Below are 17098 nucleotides of genomic sequence, written 5' to 3' on the forward strand. Positions count from 1 at the left end.
GGTGTTGTGAATATACTTAGGTTTTCTTAGATCTCAGCACTGTAAGTGCGTTTAATGCGTAATAGGTGTAGCAGATGGCTGCGAAGACGGGAATAAAGAACAAAGCAAACGGAATATAGGCGCAAAACCCCAGGATCAGGCCCATGCCAAAAAGAGCTTTTCCCTCTTTTTCCTCAATCAACTGGCGTTCTTCCTCGCTCGCATAATCCTGTAAAACGTCGTACAAAAAGACCCTTTTGTTGAGCCAGGAAGTCAGACTTAACGGCACCAGGACCGGCCCCATAGGCAGCAACCACAGCGGCAAAGTCACTGTGAACCAAAAAATAAATAAAGCCGTCGCATACAGAGTATTCCAAAGACTTCCAATAAAAGTGCCACCACGTTTTTTCTCAAGGTGAGGGAAATCTTTTTCAGCAATCCATTTTAAAGCCAGTGGTAAGACAAAAATCGAAACGAGAATAAGAGCCGACAAAAAGCACGCAGGTACAAAAAGCAGCACTAACAAAATTGCCGCAATCGCATCAATGTAACCCTCTGCCCCCGTGAAATTATGAATCCATTGAAAGGGCCACAATCCCTGTAAGAAACCTTCAAGCCCCACTGTCCAACTGCCCCAGAAAAAAAAGAAAACAGCAAAAACCGCGATGACGGCAAGAATGGGAGGTAAGAATGTCAGAAGCAAAAGGCGGGAGCTAAACAAGGATTCAAAAGACTGTCTGAAAGTTTTGATTATCTTGTGCATGAAAACATTTTTCCTCTTTTAAATTCAGCTTGCAAGTGTTTCAATGAGTCGATCATGAGAAAAACGATTTATCTTTTCAGACACGGACAAACTGACTGGAATCTGGTGCGCAGACTCCAAGGACATTCCGATATTCCTTTGAATGAGGAAGGCCGCAGGCAGGCACAATGCCTGCAAAGTTTTTTCAGCGAAAACCCGGTTGAAATCATGGCAAGCAGTGATCTTTCCCGCGCACAGCAGACAGCTGCTATTGCCAATGAAACCCTCAATGCGCCCACATTTTTCTCTGAAAATTTCCGCGAAGTATTTCTAGGAGATGCTGAAGGTATGTCTCAAGATGAAATCCTAGAGAAACACGGCGAAGACAACTGGAAACGATGGACCTCTCATGAAACCAAACATTTTGATTTTACGTATCTAAACGGGGAGTCAGGTGTTGAAGCTGTTGAGCGATTTAAAAAGGGCTTATTAGATTTCTGTGAAGGCGAAGACTTCACTGTTGCCGGTCTTTGCACTCATGGATTGATGCTGAAAAGATTTTTGCACTCGCTTCGTCCTGATTTACAAGAGCCCCTGCCGATTCCAAACTGTGTCGTTTACAGAATCGAATGGAGCCCGGAAGCAGGCTTCGAATTTAAACTTTAATTTACTGCAGTCGTGGAAGTCGCATCACGAAAGTGGTGTTCGCGGCACCGCGGTCCAAAAACAGACTTCCTTTGTGATTTTTCATAATCCCCGAGGAAATGCTTAGTCCCAAACCGGTTCCTTTACCAAGTTCCTTGGTTGTGAAAAAGGGTTGCATGATTTTTTCAGCCACATCATCAGGGATTCTTGGTCCGGAGTCGACCACGCGAATATCGATATAGTCTCCATACTCGACCGCGTCGACACGGATCCATTTTTCCTCTGACTTTTGTGCTGCATCGAATGAGTTATTTAAAAGGTTTAAAAGCACTTGCTCCACTTGAATAACACGGCATTCGATTTCGAAATCTTCGTCGATAGGGGAAACTTCAAGTTCCACACCGTAATTGTAAAAACGCGTTTTACAGAATTCCAAAGTTTCTTCAACCATCGCTTTGGCCGAAACAAACTCAAACGGATCTTGTTCGCCTTCACGGGAAAAGGAACGTAAGGATTTAATGATTCTAGCGATTTTATCGGCGGTCTTGCTGATGCTTTCAGCGGCCTGTTTTATTTTTTCAGGATCTAGTTTTCCTTGCTCCACCATTTGAGCCAGTTGAAAGGAACGCGCCTGAATAACGGTCAAAGGGTTGTTGATTTCGTGAGCGATGCCCCCGGACATTTCACCAAGTGCTGCCATTTTCGCTGCGGAAATCATTTTCGCTTGGGTTTCCGCAATTTGTGTTTCGTTTTGAATTTCACGTGTTGAATCCCAGGCTACGCCATAAAATCGAGTGCCCATCTGTGATTCTTGTTTTCGGCCATACATGTTGATGTGATGAACCGAGCCATCATCGTGGCGAACTCGATAGCGAACATAGATTTCGGGATCGTTGCGATTATAAGCATCCATAAATGATGTATAGGAAGGCTCACGGTCTTCCGGCAATACCCGACGTCGGAAGGTCTCTAAAGGATCGTCATTGGGTTCTTCTCCGTGAAGCTCAAACATGCGTTTGTCCCAAACACCAATCGGGCCCACCGGGTCGTACTCAAATGTCGCCATCTTTGCAGCTGACAACGAGAGATTTAGTTTCTCCAAAGTTTGCGAAAGCTGCATTTCGTGTGCTTTTTGATCGTCAATGACCGCTGCAATTCCGACAACGCTGATCGGAACACCTTTATCATCGCGCTTAAAAACAGAGATACGATCATCAATCCAATGATACTGCCCCCATACATCTTTAAAGCGATACTCAAAGTGCATGACTTGGCCATCGACCATTTTGTTTAAAACATAATCACGGGTTTTCTCCAGTGTTCCCAAATCGTCAGGATGCATCACTGTGGGCCAATAATTTTGGCCCATGGCTCGAAGCTGTTCTTGAGTCCAACCAAAGCGACTGGCGACATTTTCGTTAAACCACGCCATGGTTCCTGCTTGTAAATCAAACAGATAGACCGCACTCGGCAGGAATTCGAAAACCTGCTCCACAAGATTTTTTTGATTCTTCAAAATTTCTTCAGCCATATGGCTTAAAATGATAGCTTGAACCACCTCATAACGCAAAATGGCTAAATCATAATCAAACCTTAACAATACACAAAAAATACCCCGTGCTAGATTCCGTTCGAATGGGAAAGTGTATGAAATACCTTCAGTTACTGTCAGCTTTGCTTATATTTGCAGCATCTTTGATTTTTAGTTCGCGCGCGCACGCTCAAGTGCCAGTGATTCGTATTGATGGATCCAGCACTGTGTTCCCAATTACTGAAGCCATGGCCGAGGAGTATCAAACTTCCAAGCGCGGTAAAGTCCGTGTGACAGTGGGAATCTCCGGTACCGGGGGTGGTTTTAAAAAATTCTGCCGTGGTGAAACGGATATTCAAAATGCCTCTCGTCCGATTCAAACCGCTGAAATTGAAAAGTGTCGTGCAAAAGGTGTGACGTTTATCGAGCTTCCGATTGCGTATGATGCGACAGCCATTATCGTCAGTCCTAAAAACACATGGCTTAAATCCATCACAGTCGAAGAGCTTAAAAAAATGTGGCAACCAACAGCACAGGGCAAAGTGATGCTGTGGTCTGATGTGAATCCAGCTTGGCCGAAAGAAAAAATGAAACTTTACGGTGCGGGTTCAGATTCAGGGACATTCGATTACTTCACGGAAGCGATCGTGGGTAAAGCCAAAGCTTCCCGCGGTGATTACACGGCGAGCGAAGACGATAATACGTTGGTCACGGGAGTTGCAAACGACCCCAATGCGTTGGGATATATTCCTTTAGCCTATGCCGAAGAGAATGTTTCAAAACTTCGCATGGTGCCAGTTGTGGGGGGCGAGAAGTCGCCGAAGAAAATGGAAGCCGTCATCCCGGCTCGCAAAACTGTTGAAACCGGGGAGTACTTTCCGCTTTCAAGACCGGTTTTCATTTACGTTAATGCAAAATCTTTAGCTAAGCCGGAAATTTTGGAATTCGCTAATTTCTTTCTGCAACAATGTCCAACCATCGTGCCTGAAGTTAAGTATGTTCCACTTCCAGGTGCTGCTTATGCGATCGGGCAAGACCATATCAAAATCAAAAAAGTGGGAACCGTATTTGGTGGTCACACTGAGATCGGGATTAAGATCGAAGACCTGATGAAGCGTGAAAGCGCACAGTAAGAAGTCACACCGTGAGTAAAAAACAACTTAAGAAACTTTCTGAATTTACCTCTGCGGACCATCCTGTCCGCCGCATGCGCCGCTTGAAGGAACGCCTGATTGAGGGCGTTTTGTTCCTGGCGGCGGCAAGCTCTGTTTTTGTGACCTTGGGGATTGTCGGCATCCTGATTACAGAAAGTATTCCGTTTTTCCAGCACGTGAGCATTTGGGATTTCCTGACAGACCGTGAGTGGACTCCGTTATTTGAGAATGCCCATTATGGTATTTTGCCCCTTCTTTGCGGCACGTTCTTAACGACAATCATCGCCTTGATCATCGCAATTCCCTTGGGAACAGTGGCAGCAGCATTCTTAAGTGAATATGTACGTCCGAATGTGCGTGAAGTTTTAAAGCCGGTTTTAGAGCTATTAGCCGCGGTGCCAACGGTCGTTTATGGTTACTTCGCACTTTTGTTTGTTACTCCACTTTTACAAAAAGTTTTCCCTTCCATGGGGGGCTTTAACGTATTAAGTGCGGGTCTGGTGATGGGCGTGATGATTATTCCATACATCAGCAGCTTAAGTGAAGATGCCATGCGTGCAGTACCTGGGCATTTGCGTGAAGCTTCGTTTGCAGTGGGTGCTTCCCGTATGCAGACGGCATTTCGTGTGGTTATTCCTGCGGCTTTCTCGGGGATCACTTCCGCTTACATCCTGGGGATTTCCCGCGCGCTGGGCGAGACGATGGTCGTTGCGATCGCAGCCGGCATGCAGCCAAATCTAACTTTAAATCCTCTTGAGCCCTCAGCTACCATCACAGCCTTTATCGTGCAAGTCAGTCTGGGAGATCTTCCGCACGGATCGATTGGATATCAGTCGATCTATGTCGCGGGATTAAGTCTTCTGTGCTTAACTTTGTGCTTTAACGTGATTGGCTTGTGGCTTCGTAAAAAGTTTCAGGAGAAGGAATAGATGGAATCCAGACAAGACCTTCTTGCCAATATTAAACGTCGTCAGCTGTGGGATTTTTTCTTTGCGCTGGCGGGACTATTGGCTTTGTTGTTTGCCTTGGTGACGTTGCTTGCGTTGATTGTCGATCTGGCGATGACAGGTGTTCCGCGTATCAACTTTGATTTCTTCACAAACTTCCCATCACGTTTCCCGGAAAAAGCAGGGATTTTGTCTGCGTGGGTAGGCTCTTTTTGTATCATGCTGACCACGGCATTCTGTGCGATTCCCTTGGGAGTGGCGGCCGCCGTTTACCTTGAAGAGTACGCCAAAAAGAACTGGGTTTCCTCTCTTATTGAACTCAATATCGTGAACCTGGCGGGGATCCCATCTATCACTTACGGTTTGATGGCGCTGGGACTTTTTGTCTACAAATTAAAATTAGGTCAAAGCATTCTGACGGCAGGTCTAACTTTAGGATTATTGGTGTTGCCAATTATCATCGTAACCACTCGGGAAGCAATCAGATCCATTCCTAATATCATCCGTGAAGCAAGTTACGCGATGGGTGCCAGTAAATGGCAAACTATCCGCTATCACATTTTGCCGTACTCTTCGGGTGGTATTTTAACTGGTGTGATTATTTCCCTTTCGCGTGCGATCGGTGAAACAGCTCCCTTGATCACCATCGGTGCCTTGACGTTTATCGCATTTTTGCCAACGTCACCGGTGGATACGCACTTACCTTATTTAAATTTTAAATGGCTGATGGATCCGTTCACAGTCATGCCGATTCAAATGTTTAACTGGTTGTCTCGTCCTCAAGCCGCGTTCCACACGAACGCCGCAGCCACAGGGGTGGTGCTCCTGTTGATGACGTTGATTATGAATGGTGGGGCTATCTGGCTTCGTTCACGCTTCCGTAAAAAGATGAAGTGGTAAAAGGTACGGACACACTTTCTCCATTTGTTTTTACAAAGGAAAATGTCCGAAGAAGTTTAGTTTTAGAGTTTAGGAAGTTTTATGAGTAACGAATTAGTACTAAGAGCCGAAGTGAAAGATCTAGTTTTCTCTTATGGAGAGAAAAAGGTTTTAAACGGTATTACTTTGCCCATTTACGAAAACCGCGTGACGGCACTGATTGGACCTTCCGGTTGCGGTAAGACGACGCTTCTTCGCTGTTTTAACCGCATGCATGACTTGTACGCCAATGCTCACTATCAAGGTGAAATCACGCTACACCCTGATGGCATCAACATCCTGGGTAAAGACATTGATCCGATGGAAGTGCGCATGCGTATCGGGATGGTTTTTCAAAAACCAAATCCGTTTCCAAAAAGCATTTACGAAAACGTGGCTTACGGTCTAAAAGTTCGCGGTGTGAAAAAGAAAGCCTTCATCGAAGAGCGCGTTGAAAAGTCCCTTCAACAAGCCGGTCTTTGGACGGAAGTTAAAGATCGCTTGAGTTCTTCAGCAACGGCATTATCCGGCGGTCAGCAGCAACGTCTGTGCATCGCTCGCGCATTAGCAACAGAGCCAGAAATCTTGCTACTAGATGAACCAACTTCAGCCCTGGATCCGATTTCCACTCGTCACATCGAAGAACTTATTCAAGAGCTTCGTAAAGACGTGACGATCGCCATCGTCACTCACAGTCTGCATCAGGCAGCCCGTGTTTCAGATTATACGGCGTTTATGTACCTGGGTGATTTGATTGAATTCGGTGGAAGTGATCAGGTCTTTACAAATCCTAAAGATCAAAAGACAGAAAATTACATCACTGGCCGTTTTGGCTAATGAAAAAGGAAGCTTTAAGCTTCCTTTTTTTATGAATAAAAAAGGAACTCCATGGCGCACCAAATACCAGCCATCGATGCTTCTTGTGAAAAAAAATAGGATCGACTTTTATCTGTCCGTTGGCGCAATGCGGAACCGCAGCGGAAATAACATTACAAAGTGATTATCGGAGGCTGATGCTCACGAATGAGCTTACCCTCAGTCCCCGGATCGGCACCCTCAGATTGCTCCTTCTTCAATGTTTCTTTATTCCACTCTCAATCTGATATTTGAACTTATTATGAGCCGAGCAAAACGCCTGCAAGTTGTTAAGTTCATGATTTCCTCCTGCCCATCGGGGAACCCGATGATCAGCTTCCAGGCCATAAGTGCTTTCACATTTTTTTCCTGTTTTTGGATCTATGTACTGACAGCTCTGGTCCCGGGTCAAAACCATATTCCTTGTTTTTACGGTCAAGGTTTTGTTTGTTCTTGCTGGGCGTTTCAAACTCAACCGATCAAACAGATAGCTTTTTGCCAGGATTTCAAAGAATGACGAAAATGAATGATCTCTCCCATTTTCGTTGGTCATTAAATGTGCCGCTTTATCACGAGCTTTTATAACGAGCTCATGTTGTGCTCGGGTGAATGTTATCGCCAGATGGACAGACTCGTCTTTCTGCATTCGAACTTGTTCTGGTTTTTTAAGTTTAATATTCAATCCCTGTGCGATCTCACGCTGAGTATCTAGAGTGTTTTTTCCAAGGACATTGCGAAGAATATCAATTTTCCTCTCCCTTGAAACCTCTACGCCTAATTTTTCTTTCTCTCGAAGTGCACGAGAAAGCTCAGACAGTTGTGACAAATTAACGGAGCCTTTATGGATCTGCCCCGCGATACCGGGGATTTCCCGAAGCAAGCGAGCAGCTGAAAGCCTTCTCATCGCCGCAGCTCCTGAATATTGGAGTTCCTTTGTCAGGTATTCGTACATTGTCGAATGGCCGCGTGCTAAAAATATTCTGCGCGTCTCAATTTCATTTATATGAGTGAGAACTAATTGCAAAAGTTCCCGTTCTTTGCCCGCCAAATACTTTAGCCGAGATTCGACCTCGTCATCGCACATTGCATGGATATCCATAAGCACCACCTTTTTTAAAGTCAGTAGTGCGAGAGCCGTGCCAGATTAAGCTTCCTTTTTTTCCATTCGTACTACGCGTGCACAGCTTTGGCAAATCTCGGTGACGGGCCAGTTGAGTTCACCTTTTCCGACGTTGACAGGGTTGCCACAATGAGGGCAAGTGGTCCTGCCATCCAAGACTTGTCCTTCGGACTTAAAGCCCTTCCAGGCAAAGAAAAATCCTAAAAAGAAAAACAGTGGCACTAAAACAAAGTGAACAACTGGCAAAAGAACTGAGATCAAAGATAATCCCCACCACAGTGCGAGTTTTTTTAAAGCCGTACGAGTTTTATCAGCTTGATTAAAGACTTTGATTTCCAGTTCACCGGATGTGCGGCGCTCATCCATTACATTTGATTCGATATTAATTTTTTCACTCATGTCATGAAGCTTACGCCTAACAAATGATAATAGATATACGCGCCGTTTCGATGCAGCGCCCAACAATGAGGGTTGCTAAGAATTTTGTATTCCAGCAAGTGATTCGGACTTTCACGTTCGTAACTCCTCTTTAGAAATGGCTTCTTTTAACCTCATTTTTCGTCGGAACTTTCAAATTTCCAACCAACTCGGAGAATGAAATGCATCAGATAAAAGTGGCCTTCATGGTGATGGCACTTGTCGGTTTAACACAGTCAGTGATGGCGCAATCTCAAGGTGGAAGTGCAGAGGCTGCGGCCCCGGATGTACCCGCAACTATTTCCATGCCCATGGATTCATCCACTACGATTCTGAAAAAAGGCTTTTTCGATTTTTATTCTGAAAACAGCTATTACTACGACTATGACTTCGTAACGGATTCACGCCTTCGTTATTATCTGCCGGTAACGGAACTGGGCTCGGTCGGCGTTTCTGCCTATATCGGCGCCAATATTCAGTATCAATCACCCGGTGCGAGCGAAAAATATTACGACAATACTTTTAATCCCAATGTGGGGTTGCAGTTTCAATTTGTACCAGGAGTGAAACTCAATGCCCAAGTCGGTTATCGCACGGTGACGGGAATGAACGATGAACCGCGCCAGACAACATGGGACCCGCGTCTGGTATTTAGCGCCGGCGATATTTTAATGTGGGGAATGACGAAAAACTTTACCGAGGGATATCTCGAGTCAGCCTTTGTTCCTCGCTTGGATCGCACACCAGTGACTTTGGCTTGGATCAAGCAGGGATATCGTTGGTTCCCCCATGCAAAGCTTTCCCTGGATGCCTATGGTGAAGGTTATCAGCGTGTCAGCAACAGTGAAGACTTGGGGCCGACGATGACAGAGTGGCGCGCCGGGGGACGTTCAACCTGGACTGAAAAAGCCTGGAACGTCAGCGCGCTTATTTACCATCCGTTTCCAAAACATGTCTCCAGTGGAGAAATTGAAGGCTTAGTAACATTGGGAGGCCAGTTCTAATGGAGAACGTGGGACTAGCAGATCTATTTTCAACTCTTACATATTCCGTCGTCATCGCGACCAGCGTTTTTATTTTGGATGATCTTTTTATCGATCTGATTGCCTTAATTAAACGTCTTCGTCCACTGGCGATTTCAAAACAGACTTTGCAGCTGATGAAGCAAATGGATCAAAAATCCATCGCCATTATGATCGCAAACTGGAAAGAGGCCGAAGTCATCGGTCCCATGATTCGTGGAAATATCCGAGGTATTGATTATCATAACTATAAATTCTTTTTGGGGGTTTACCCTAATGACACCGCAACTTGGGAAGAAGCCGCTCGCTTAGAAAAGCTCTATCCTGATAAAGTAACGGTGGTTGTGAATTCAGAACCAGGACCCACTTCTAAAGGACAAATGCTGAACGAGATCGCCCGCCAAATTCTGGAATCAGAAAAACAGACGGGTAAAAGAATGGATCTGTTCTTGCTGCAAGACTCCGAAGACGTTTTGCATCCCCATGCTTTTTCGCTTTTGAATTATTTCAGCCGCGAGGCCGACTTTATTCAAATTCCGGTGTTCTCGTTTGATGTTCCAAAAACCTCCTTGGTTGGGGGAGTGTACATTGATGAGTTCAGTGAGTCCCACACCAAAGATCTTTTAGTGCGGCAGGCTCTCGGTGCAGCAATTCCATCGGCCGGCGTGGGAACGTGTATTTCTCGTGAATTCGTCAAGGCCATGATGCTTCGTCAAGAGGGCCAATTGATGAAGGAAGACACTTTGACCGAGGACTATCACTTAGGAATCACTGCAAAGCCTATGGGTTTTAAATCGAGATTTGTCTGTGCTCAGTTGGTCGATGAAAATGGCGGCAGAGAATTCATCGCGACACGCGAGTATTTTCCGAATAAGTTCACGGCCAGCGTTCGTCAAAAATCCCGTTGGACCTTAGGCATCGCCTATCAGGGGCTTGCAAATCTGCAGTGGTCAGGTGGATTAACGGATCGCTATTTTTTACTGCGTGATCGAAAAGGTCCTGCATGCAGTGTACTGACTGTTTTATCACTGGTCGTACTTTTGGGGATGATCTCATTGCAAATGGTGGACGGTGAAATTCCACCTCTTTTACGCACGGATTTTTTCTCGGTGCTTTTGTCTTTTAATGCGCTCGCGATGTTTTTACGAATCATGCAAAGAATGTCTGCCGTGAATCGCGTGAATGATTTCAGTCAGGCCGCCATGGTTCCGGTTCGCTGGCTGGTGGCGAATGCTGTAAATGTTCTGGCGTCATTGAAAGCGCATTTGCAGTATAGGGAAAGTGTTAAAACAGGAAAGAGACCGGTGTGGATTAAAACTGAACACCAGATGCCGGCCCATTTTGGAATGGAGCTGTCCGAGGTCGAGGTTCAAGTCAAATGACGAAATATATCTTCGCTTCGATGTTGATTTTGATGGCGGCCTTCGCGACTCTTGCGGGGCTTAAGCTTTCAAGTCCATCCGGCGAAAGATGTATTTCCGTGATTTATGATAACGCAAAAGTACTCAGTGGCATGCGCAGCTCCCTCGCGCATTTTCCCGAATTTCAAAGCCATATGATTCCCATGGCTGACTATGAAGCTGGAACCATAGAACGTTGTCAGGCCACTTTTATCGTGAATACCGAATTTGATAATCAAGTTCCGCGCCGTCTGGTGGAAGACTATCTGGCGGCGGAAAAGCACGTGGTATGGATGGGATATAATATATGGTATTTGGGGGAGCAGTTAAATAAAAAGCTCGGCCTTCGCTATATTGGATCCCTCTCGAAAGTGCGTAACCAGTCTTGTGCCTATTTTTATATGGGACGTTCGGTTCGCTGTGATGAGGAGGGACTTTCCATGCAGCCTGAAATAGTGCCAACCAACGAGGTGCGAATTGAAATCATGGCGGAAAGCCGCACCCGAGGGCGGGAGCTAAGTCCTTATGTGGTGCGCGCAAAAAACCATTTTTATATGGCCGATGTCAACTTCGGAAATGTCTTTCAGGCATTGCTCACCGAATTTGTGGGCAGTCCAATGCGGGTTAAAACCTTAAAACCACAGCAAGTCGCTGGCCCCAACTGAATTGGCCTTGACCTGGTCCTGTCCTTTTTTAGAATAAAGGCATGACATCATTTCACTCAGACAAATATTTTATCCGTGATTCTGTTTATAACTTGGTCGAGCTATCTTTGCTGGCAAGAATGTATGAAGAAAACTGTCTGCCAACCTCAGGCAACGGCGTTCTGAATAAAACCTCTTTGTCCCAGACGCTTTTAAAAATGAAAGCAACTGAAGGCAAAGGTCAATTGCGCGTAGCCATTCACGACACGGATCCTGTCGGCTTTTACTGGAACTACGAAGGTCATGAAACGCTGTGGGTTCATCCCACGCATCGTGCAGAAGGTGTTGAGCAAGGGCTTCGTGGATGAGTTCTGATTTCTGGCGGGGTCGCAAAGTTTTTATCACCGGTCACACGGGCTTTCGCGGCAGCCACCTGGCACTTGCTTTAAAAAAAGCGGGTGCCGAAGTTTTTGGATTTTCTTTAAGTCCTTCTACCAATCCGAATTTTTTCGAAGTGGCCAATGTCGGCCAAGGCATGAGCTCCACCTTTGGAGACGTGCGCGACGGCACAGCTTTAAAAGCTTCCCTGGAATTTTCTCAAGCCGAAGTGGTTTTTCATTTGGCCGGAGGCGGCGGTTTACGGGATTCCTGGGATAAAGTTTCTGAAACTTATTCCTCCCAAGTTATGGGCTCTGTGAACTTACTTGAATGTCTGCGAGAGACAGCCACAGTTCGCGCGGTCGTGTTTTTATCCTCTGATAAAGTATATCGTCCTTCAAAAACAGAACTCGTCGAAAGCGATCCTCTGGCCGGGGGAGCTCCCGCTGCGACGGCAAAGGCCTGCGTTGATTTGATTCTCGAATCTTACCTTCAAGGCGTATTTGCGCCTGAGAAATACAATAAGCATAAAATTGCTCTCGCTTCGGCCCGCATGGGATCCGCGATCGGCGGAGGAGATTTTTCCCCCGAGAGTTTCATCTGGCAGTTAGCTCAGGCAAATCAAGCAGGCTTGGATTTGCCTTTAAAAAATCCTGATTCTATTCGTCCGTGGATGCATGTGGATGATGCTGTGTCAGCATTGAGGACGCTTGCTCAGGGTTTGCTAGAGCAGGGGCCAAAATTATCAGGGGCGTGGAACTTAGGTGTTGGAACTTCTCACCAAATGTCTGTGGGGCAAGCTACCGAAATTTTTAAAGCGCAGTATCGTAATTCCTCAGTGAAGGAATTTACACTGGCGTCTAAAGGCTCCACTCACGGTTTATTAAACAGTGAAAAAGCACTCAATCAGTTGTCGTGGCAGCCGCATGTTTCCGTGGAAGTGAGTATTCAGAAAACCGCAGACTGGTATAAGCAGTACTTCGCCTGAATGCCCATCTCCCCAAATATAAAACGATGCTCTGCGGAACCGCAGGGGAAAATGAATTCTACCATAGCGGCCCCTCGTTAAGATGACTTACGAACAGTTATGGCCATTTTTAGTCCTGCGCGCTTAAGCGCATCCTGAATGACACACTCGACAGCGAGGATTTCGGAAAGGCCGCATCTTTTTGCTATTTTTGCAGCAAGCTCAATACTTACGTTTTGCCGGCCTTTTTCAATGTCGCAAAGAGTGCTTTTAGAGATTGCAAGAAGTTTCGCCATTTCTGTTTGAGTGAGATCCTTACTCGTTCTTGCAGAACGCAGAAATCCTCCAAAAGAAAGAGGACCGACATCTTTCTCAAGTAATTTCGTAAGACTTTTAGTACTCATGATTGACCACCTCAATAACAACAATTTCGATGCCAGATTCTGCTTCGACGTAAATTGCTCGATAGGAGCGATTAAGTCTTACCGAGCGCTGTCCTTTGCGTGAGCCTTTCAGTGGCTCATCATGATATCCTGGGAGTTTTCGAGTCTCGCTTAATCCTATAAGTTCAATCGACTTTGCCCAATAAAATAGGCCTCTTTGATATACAAAGGAATTTTCTTAATTTGCTTCTCTGCAAATTTGGAAATACGTACTTTCACGAGCGTCTTCCTGTACGGTAATTTGCCGTACTTCGTTTGGGATGTCAAGTGGAGAGAGGGCTTCATGTAAAAGGCCTGGTTTAAAAGCAATATAACGAGTTTCCGAGTAGGACCTTGACCTTAACTCGGATCGAACAGGATAAAATGATTAAGCTGATTTATATGGATCGACCTAAGCCGTTATTTAATATATTTTTTGCGAATCTTTAAAATTTCCCAGAACACACGGAAAATTTCCCGACTGATTTTAACTTTAGACCCCGGAACGTCTCTCCAGATGGTGACGGGATATTCAACGACGTTGTGATTTTTAAGCCGTAATAAGATCTCTACGTCAAAAACCCATTTGCCAATGAATGTTTCTTTAAAGGCCACGGGGACAATCGAGGGTCTGAATAATTTAGCACCACATTGAGTGTCGTAACTTTTCACGTGCAAAAGCTCACCCACCAAAGTTGCAAAGCCGCGCCCCAGATAGTGACGAAGCGGAGATCTTTTCACATCAGCACCCAGGCGATAAACGCGGCTGCACCAGATGGAGTCTACATTTTCATAAAGATTGGAATACTGAAGCATCTTGGGGATTTCAGAAAGCGGCGTCGCTAAATCGGCATCCCAAAATCCAATCCACGATCTGTCATCCCAGCTCAGTTTTTTATAAACTTCCAGCATTCCATGGCGAACAGCTTCCGCTTTGCCGCGATTTTTATCCATGCGCACCAGATGGATAAAGGTATGCTTTTGTGAGGCCTGTTCGATGATTTCCGCGGTTTTGTCCTTGCTGCCATCGTCGACAAAGAAAAAATCAATACCCAGATCGTGGTGCTGGATAAAGTTTTCAATGTGCAGACGCTTTTCTTCGTTATAGCAAGGAACAATCAGTGCAATCATGGGCTCTCGATGGTTGTTAAATTATGCTACCACACGTCAGACCTATTTCAACGCATTGGGTAGTGAGGGGCCAGAAGATCGTTCCCGCAAAGACGTTCCCTACGCGCTGCAGCAGTCTGCGTGAGGTTTGGAAATTACCAAAAGTTCATCTATATTCGGCATCTTTCGAGAGTAAGAAATGAAGACGATTGAATTCTTTAAAAAAAGCTTTTTCAGTGCGGCAAAGTACCCGGCGTTAACGGGTTTGCGTGCACTTGCGGCTTATCTGGTTTTCACTCGTCATTATCCCGTCCTTGAAGATGTTTCTCCGACACTTTCTTCGATGCTTACTCAGGGTTACTTGGGTGTGGCGATCTTTTTTGTTCTTAGTGGCTTCTTAATTCATCAGACCTATGGACTTACGCGCCGACTTTCTGAAGAAGGCCTCTTTGTTTATTTCGGCAGACGTTTTGCCAGAATCTATCCTCTGTACTTTGTGGTTTGTATTGCGACGTTTGTGTATGCGAATAACTACGAGCCTTTTGATCTCTTTATTAATCTGACAATGTTAAAGGGTTTCTTTAACGATGTCATCTTCACCGGCGTTGCTCAGGCTTGGTCCTTAACAACGGAAGAGACCTTTTACTTCTGTGCTCCAATTATTTTCTTTTTCGCCAAGGGCTGGCGACGTCTGGCATTGGCTTTGGGTGCCACTTATTGCGTCGGCGGTTTGCTAACGGTTATCGGTTCTCAACTTAATTGGTTGGGCTTCTTCGAAGATATCTACTTCACCTTAGAGTGGAGTTTCTTTGGTCGAGCCTTTGAGTTCTTTGCGGGCATCGGGCTATCGATGTTTCTTTCAGCGCGTAAATCCGTTCGTTCCTGCAAACTGCCGCTTGCAACCTATATAGGTGTTGCCGGTGTGATGCTGACTTTGTACTTGTTGGCGCTAGTAGGGCAGGAAAGATCCGATGGACTGGGTATTTTCAGCCCTCAAGGGATTTTCCTGAATAATTGGTTCTCGGTGGTTTTTATCGTGTTGCTGATTTATGGACTGGCGACAGAGTCGAGCCTGTTTTCAAAATTGCTTTCCACTCGATTGTTCAGTCTTTTGGGTAAAAGTTCCTATGCGTTTTATTTACTTCAACAGGGGCCGCTACAGAACATTTGTGACGGCAATGATCTGACCGTCGCTGAAACTTTCGGTGTGACTATTTTGGTTTCGATTGTGGTATTCGCTCTGATCGAAGAGCCGATTAATCATGTTATCCGTAGTCAGCTTCTAAAATTTAAGAAAAGACCTGTGCGACTGATTCCCACGCCGGTTCCTGCATCAGCTCCATCGCCGGCGACTTAATTTCCTATCTTGTAAAGGTCTGCTTTTTCGCCTCAATCGGACGATAGCTTTGTACCGACGAAGGACATTGTTCTTCAGTCGCAAGGAGGATCAATTCTTCATTCCACAGGCATTTATGGTGAATATCGCCATCTTCTTTTTTAAATGAAAGTTCGTTAAACGCCTTCGTTTCAACGATCGCTAAAACCTCCGGATGCTGTCTTAAAGTCTCTTTGAATTGACTCGGTTCCACGCGAACTGGCGTTTTATCCAAATACCAGGAAATGAATGACCCCGTAATTTCCCACATATCCTGATCTTCGATAGTGCTTGGGAAGTATATTTCCTGAACTTTACTAAATGAACCCATCGCGGGCATAAAAGCTCTGAAAGGAACTTCATTTCCAGAGTGAACGCGAATCGGTAGCAGATCGACTGCGACGAAAAAGAATAAAGCAATGCTGGCTAAAACTTTGGAAATTTTAAGGGAGTTGGCATTTGCAAATTTTGTCGCCAGGAAATAGCCCGCTGTGATCGCAAGCCAAGGGTAAATCGGCAAGGTGTATTGGTCATAGTGACGGGCACTTGTTGAATAAACCGCAATATGAATAAGCAACTGACCCAGAATCAGAATGCACAAAGGGCGCTGATCTTGCCAAAGTTTTCTAATGGCGAAAGGGAACAGTAATAAAAGAATGGCCGCTCTTTCCCAAGTCGCGCGGAAATACCAAAATGGCTCGTGCGCAGACTGCTGAACCACGTTTTGACCAAATTGACGTTTCAAATAAGCGGACCAAAAAATGAAACCCTCTTGCTGATAATGAAAGAATGTAAAAAGCGACAGGGGAGCAAGAATCCCCACCGCAAACGAAGCTAAGGCCTTCGGTGTTTTGAAATTATAAATCAGAATGAAAAGCCCAACCGGAATCGTTCCTAAGGCACCTGCTCCTTTGGTCAAAACGGCACAAGATAGCGATAGTCCCGCCAGGAAAACGCAAAGGCTGCGATTTTTACGTTCCGCCAAAGTTGCAAAATAAAATCCGCCAAGGGTGAAAGCCACCATGGGCATATCCAGCCAACCACTCGCCATAAAATTAAAAAATGTCGTTACAGGAATGATGATTAAATAAGTAAAAACAGCATGGCGTTCGTTGCTAAGGTTTTTTACAGCGCCAAACATCGCCGCAATTGCCAGGATTCCGGAAATGGAAGAAACCAGACGGATTGTTTGTGCCGAAATTCCAAAAAACTTAAAGACCAAAGCATCAAGCCACAATGCCAAGGGCGGGTGATCCACAAAGGGATCATAAAGTCCCGGGCCTAAATTGAAATGAAACAGATTTCCAGTCGACAGAATGTTTTTAGCTAAAGCTCCATAAGTGGTGCTGCTGACACCAATGCCGGGCTCCCAGTTCTTCGCAAAAACCAATAAAAAAACACCAGTAACAATATATAAGAACGTGCGAAGACTGTTTTTACTCTCTGTCATGCCGTCATTTAAGCACGCTAAG

General features: G+C 45.4%; 18 protein-coding genes. 11 read left to right on the forward strand and 7 right to left on the reverse strand.

What is annotated here, in order from left to right; genetic code table 11:
• Positions 1-16: 16 nt before the first annotated feature.
• The gene (locus HW988_RS08440) at positions 17-742 is read right to left on the reverse strand and encodes an EI24 domain-containing protein (protein ID WP_181607181.1); all 726 of its coding nucleotides are present in this window, start codon (positions 740-742) and stop codon (positions 17-19) included.
• Positions 743-796: 54 nt separating this feature from the next.
• Between HW988_RS08440 and HW988_RS08445 the strand changes: the two genes are divergently transcribed.
• On the forward strand, positions 797-1387 hold the full coding sequence (locus HW988_RS08445) for a histidine phosphatase family protein (protein ID WP_181607182.1): 591 nt from the start codon (positions 797-799) through the stop codon (positions 1385-1387).
• A gap of 1 nt (position 1388) precedes the next feature.
• On the opposite strand, the gene HW988_RS08450 is transcribed toward HW988_RS08445, so the two are convergent.
• A complete protein-coding gene (locus tag HW988_RS08450) occupies positions 1389-2882 on the reverse strand; it encodes a PAS domain-containing protein (protein ID WP_255490279.1) in 1494 nt (497 codons plus the stop codon).
• A 131-nt stretch (positions 2883-3013) separates the two neighbouring features.
• On the opposite strand from HW988_RS08450, the gene HW988_RS08455 reads away from it, so the two are divergent.
• The 4 genes from HW988_RS08455 to pstB all read left to right on the forward strand — a co-directional run bounded on the left by HW988_RS08455 (position 3014) and on the right by pstB (position 6753).
• Positions 3014-4030: a PstS family phosphate ABC transporter substrate-binding protein gene (locus HW988_RS08455; RefSeq protein WP_181607185.1), complete on the forward strand. Its 1017-nt coding sequence runs from the start codon at positions 3014-3016 to the stop codon at positions 4028-4030.
• 74 nt (positions 4031-4104) lie between these two features.
• Positions 4105-4980, forward strand: a complete 876-nt coding sequence (pstC, locus tag HW988_RS08460) for a phosphate ABC transporter permease subunit PstC (protein ID WP_181607680.1) — start codon at positions 4105-4107, stop codon at positions 4978-4980.
• Positions 4981-5898: a phosphate ABC transporter permease PstA gene (gene pstA / locus HW988_RS08465; RefSeq protein WP_142700046.1), complete on the forward strand. Its 918-nt coding sequence runs from the start codon at positions 4981-4983 to the stop codon at positions 5896-5898.
• A gap of 81 nt (positions 5899-5979) precedes the next feature.
• On the forward strand, positions 5980-6753 hold the full coding sequence (gene pstB, locus HW988_RS08470; RefSeq protein ID WP_142700047.1) for a phosphate ABC transporter ATP-binding protein PstB: 774 nt from the start codon (positions 5980-5982) through the stop codon (positions 6751-6753).
• A gap of 235 nt (positions 6754-6988) precedes the next feature.
• Here the strand turns inward: pstB and HW988_RS08475 are convergent, their stop codons facing one another.
• The gene (locus HW988_RS08475) at positions 6989-7870 is read right to left on the reverse strand and encodes an HNH endonuclease (RefSeq protein ID WP_181607187.1); all 882 of its coding nucleotides are present in this window, start codon (positions 7868-7870) and stop codon (positions 6989-6991) included.
• A gap of 45 nt (positions 7871-7915) precedes the next feature.
• A complete protein-coding gene (locus HW988_RS08480; protein WP_181607189.1) occupies positions 7916-8290 on the reverse strand; it encodes a hypothetical protein in 375 nt (124 codons plus the stop codon).
• Between the two features lie 200 nt (positions 8291-8490).
• Between HW988_RS08480 and HW988_RS08485 the strand changes: the two genes are divergently transcribed.
• From HW988_RS08485 to HW988_RS08505, 5 genes are read left to right on the forward strand one after another with little or no spacing between them, the layout of a single operon-like run.
• A complete protein-coding gene (locus HW988_RS08485; protein WP_181607190.1) occupies positions 8491-9312 on the forward strand; it encodes a hypothetical protein in 822 nt (273 codons plus the stop codon).
• A complete protein-coding gene (locus HW988_RS08490; protein WP_181607192.1) occupies positions 9312-10712 on the forward strand; it encodes a glycosyltransferase in 1401 nt (466 codons plus the stop codon). The genes HW988_RS08485 and HW988_RS08490 overlap by 1 nt, the downstream gene beginning before the upstream one ends.
• Positions 10709-11395, forward strand: coding sequence for a hypothetical protein (locus HW988_RS08495; RefSeq protein WP_220128834.1), 687 nt, complete (start codon positions 10709-10711; stop codon positions 11393-11395). The genes HW988_RS08490 and HW988_RS08495 overlap by 4 nt, the downstream gene beginning before the upstream one ends.
• A 41-nt stretch (positions 11396-11436) precedes the next feature.
• Positions 11437-11742: a hypothetical protein gene (locus HW988_RS08500; protein WP_142700052.1), complete on the forward strand. Its 306-nt coding sequence runs from the start codon at positions 11437-11439 to the stop codon at positions 11740-11742.
• On the forward strand, positions 11739-12740 hold the full coding sequence (locus HW988_RS08505) for an NAD-dependent epimerase/dehydratase family protein (protein ID WP_181607196.1): 1002 nt from the start codon (positions 11739-11741) through the stop codon (positions 12738-12740). Before HW988_RS08500 ends, HW988_RS08505 begins: the two co-directional genes overlap by 4 nt.
• 77 nt (positions 12741-12817) lie before the next feature.
• On the opposite strand, the gene HW988_RS08510 is transcribed toward HW988_RS08505, so the two are convergent.
• Complete coding sequence (locus HW988_RS08510) at positions 12818-13123, reverse strand: helix-turn-helix transcriptional regulator (RefSeq protein ID WP_181607198.1); 306 nt, start codon at positions 13121-13123, stop codon at positions 12818-12820.
• Between the two features lie 438 nt (positions 13124-13561).
• Positions 13562-14272 carry a glycosyltransferase gene (locus HW988_RS08515; RefSeq protein ID WP_181607199.1) on the reverse strand — a complete coding sequence of 237 codons (711 nt, stop codon included), beginning with the start codon at positions 14270-14272 and terminating at the stop codon, positions 13562-13564.
• A gap of 178 nt (positions 14273-14450) precedes the next feature.
• Here HW988_RS08515 and HW988_RS08520 point away from each other — a divergent pair, with 178 nt between their 5' ends.
• Positions 14451-15608, forward strand: coding sequence for an acyltransferase (locus HW988_RS08520; RefSeq protein WP_181607201.1), 1158 nt, complete (start codon positions 14451-14453; stop codon positions 15606-15608).
• Positions 15609-15612: 4 nt separating this feature from the next.
• Here the strand turns inward: HW988_RS08520 and HW988_RS08525 are convergent, their stop codons facing one another.
• The gene (locus tag HW988_RS08525) at positions 15613-17076 is read right to left on the reverse strand and encodes a glycosyltransferase family 39 protein (RefSeq protein ID WP_181607203.1); all 1464 of its coding nucleotides are present in this window, start codon (positions 17074-17076) and stop codon (positions 15613-15615) included.
• Positions 17077-17098: the final 22 nt, after the last annotated feature.

The organism is Bdellovibrio sp. KM01, assembly GCF_013752535.1.
GTDB lineage: Bacteria > Bdellovibrionota > Bdellovibrionia > Bdellovibrionales > Bdellovibrionaceae > Bdellovibrio.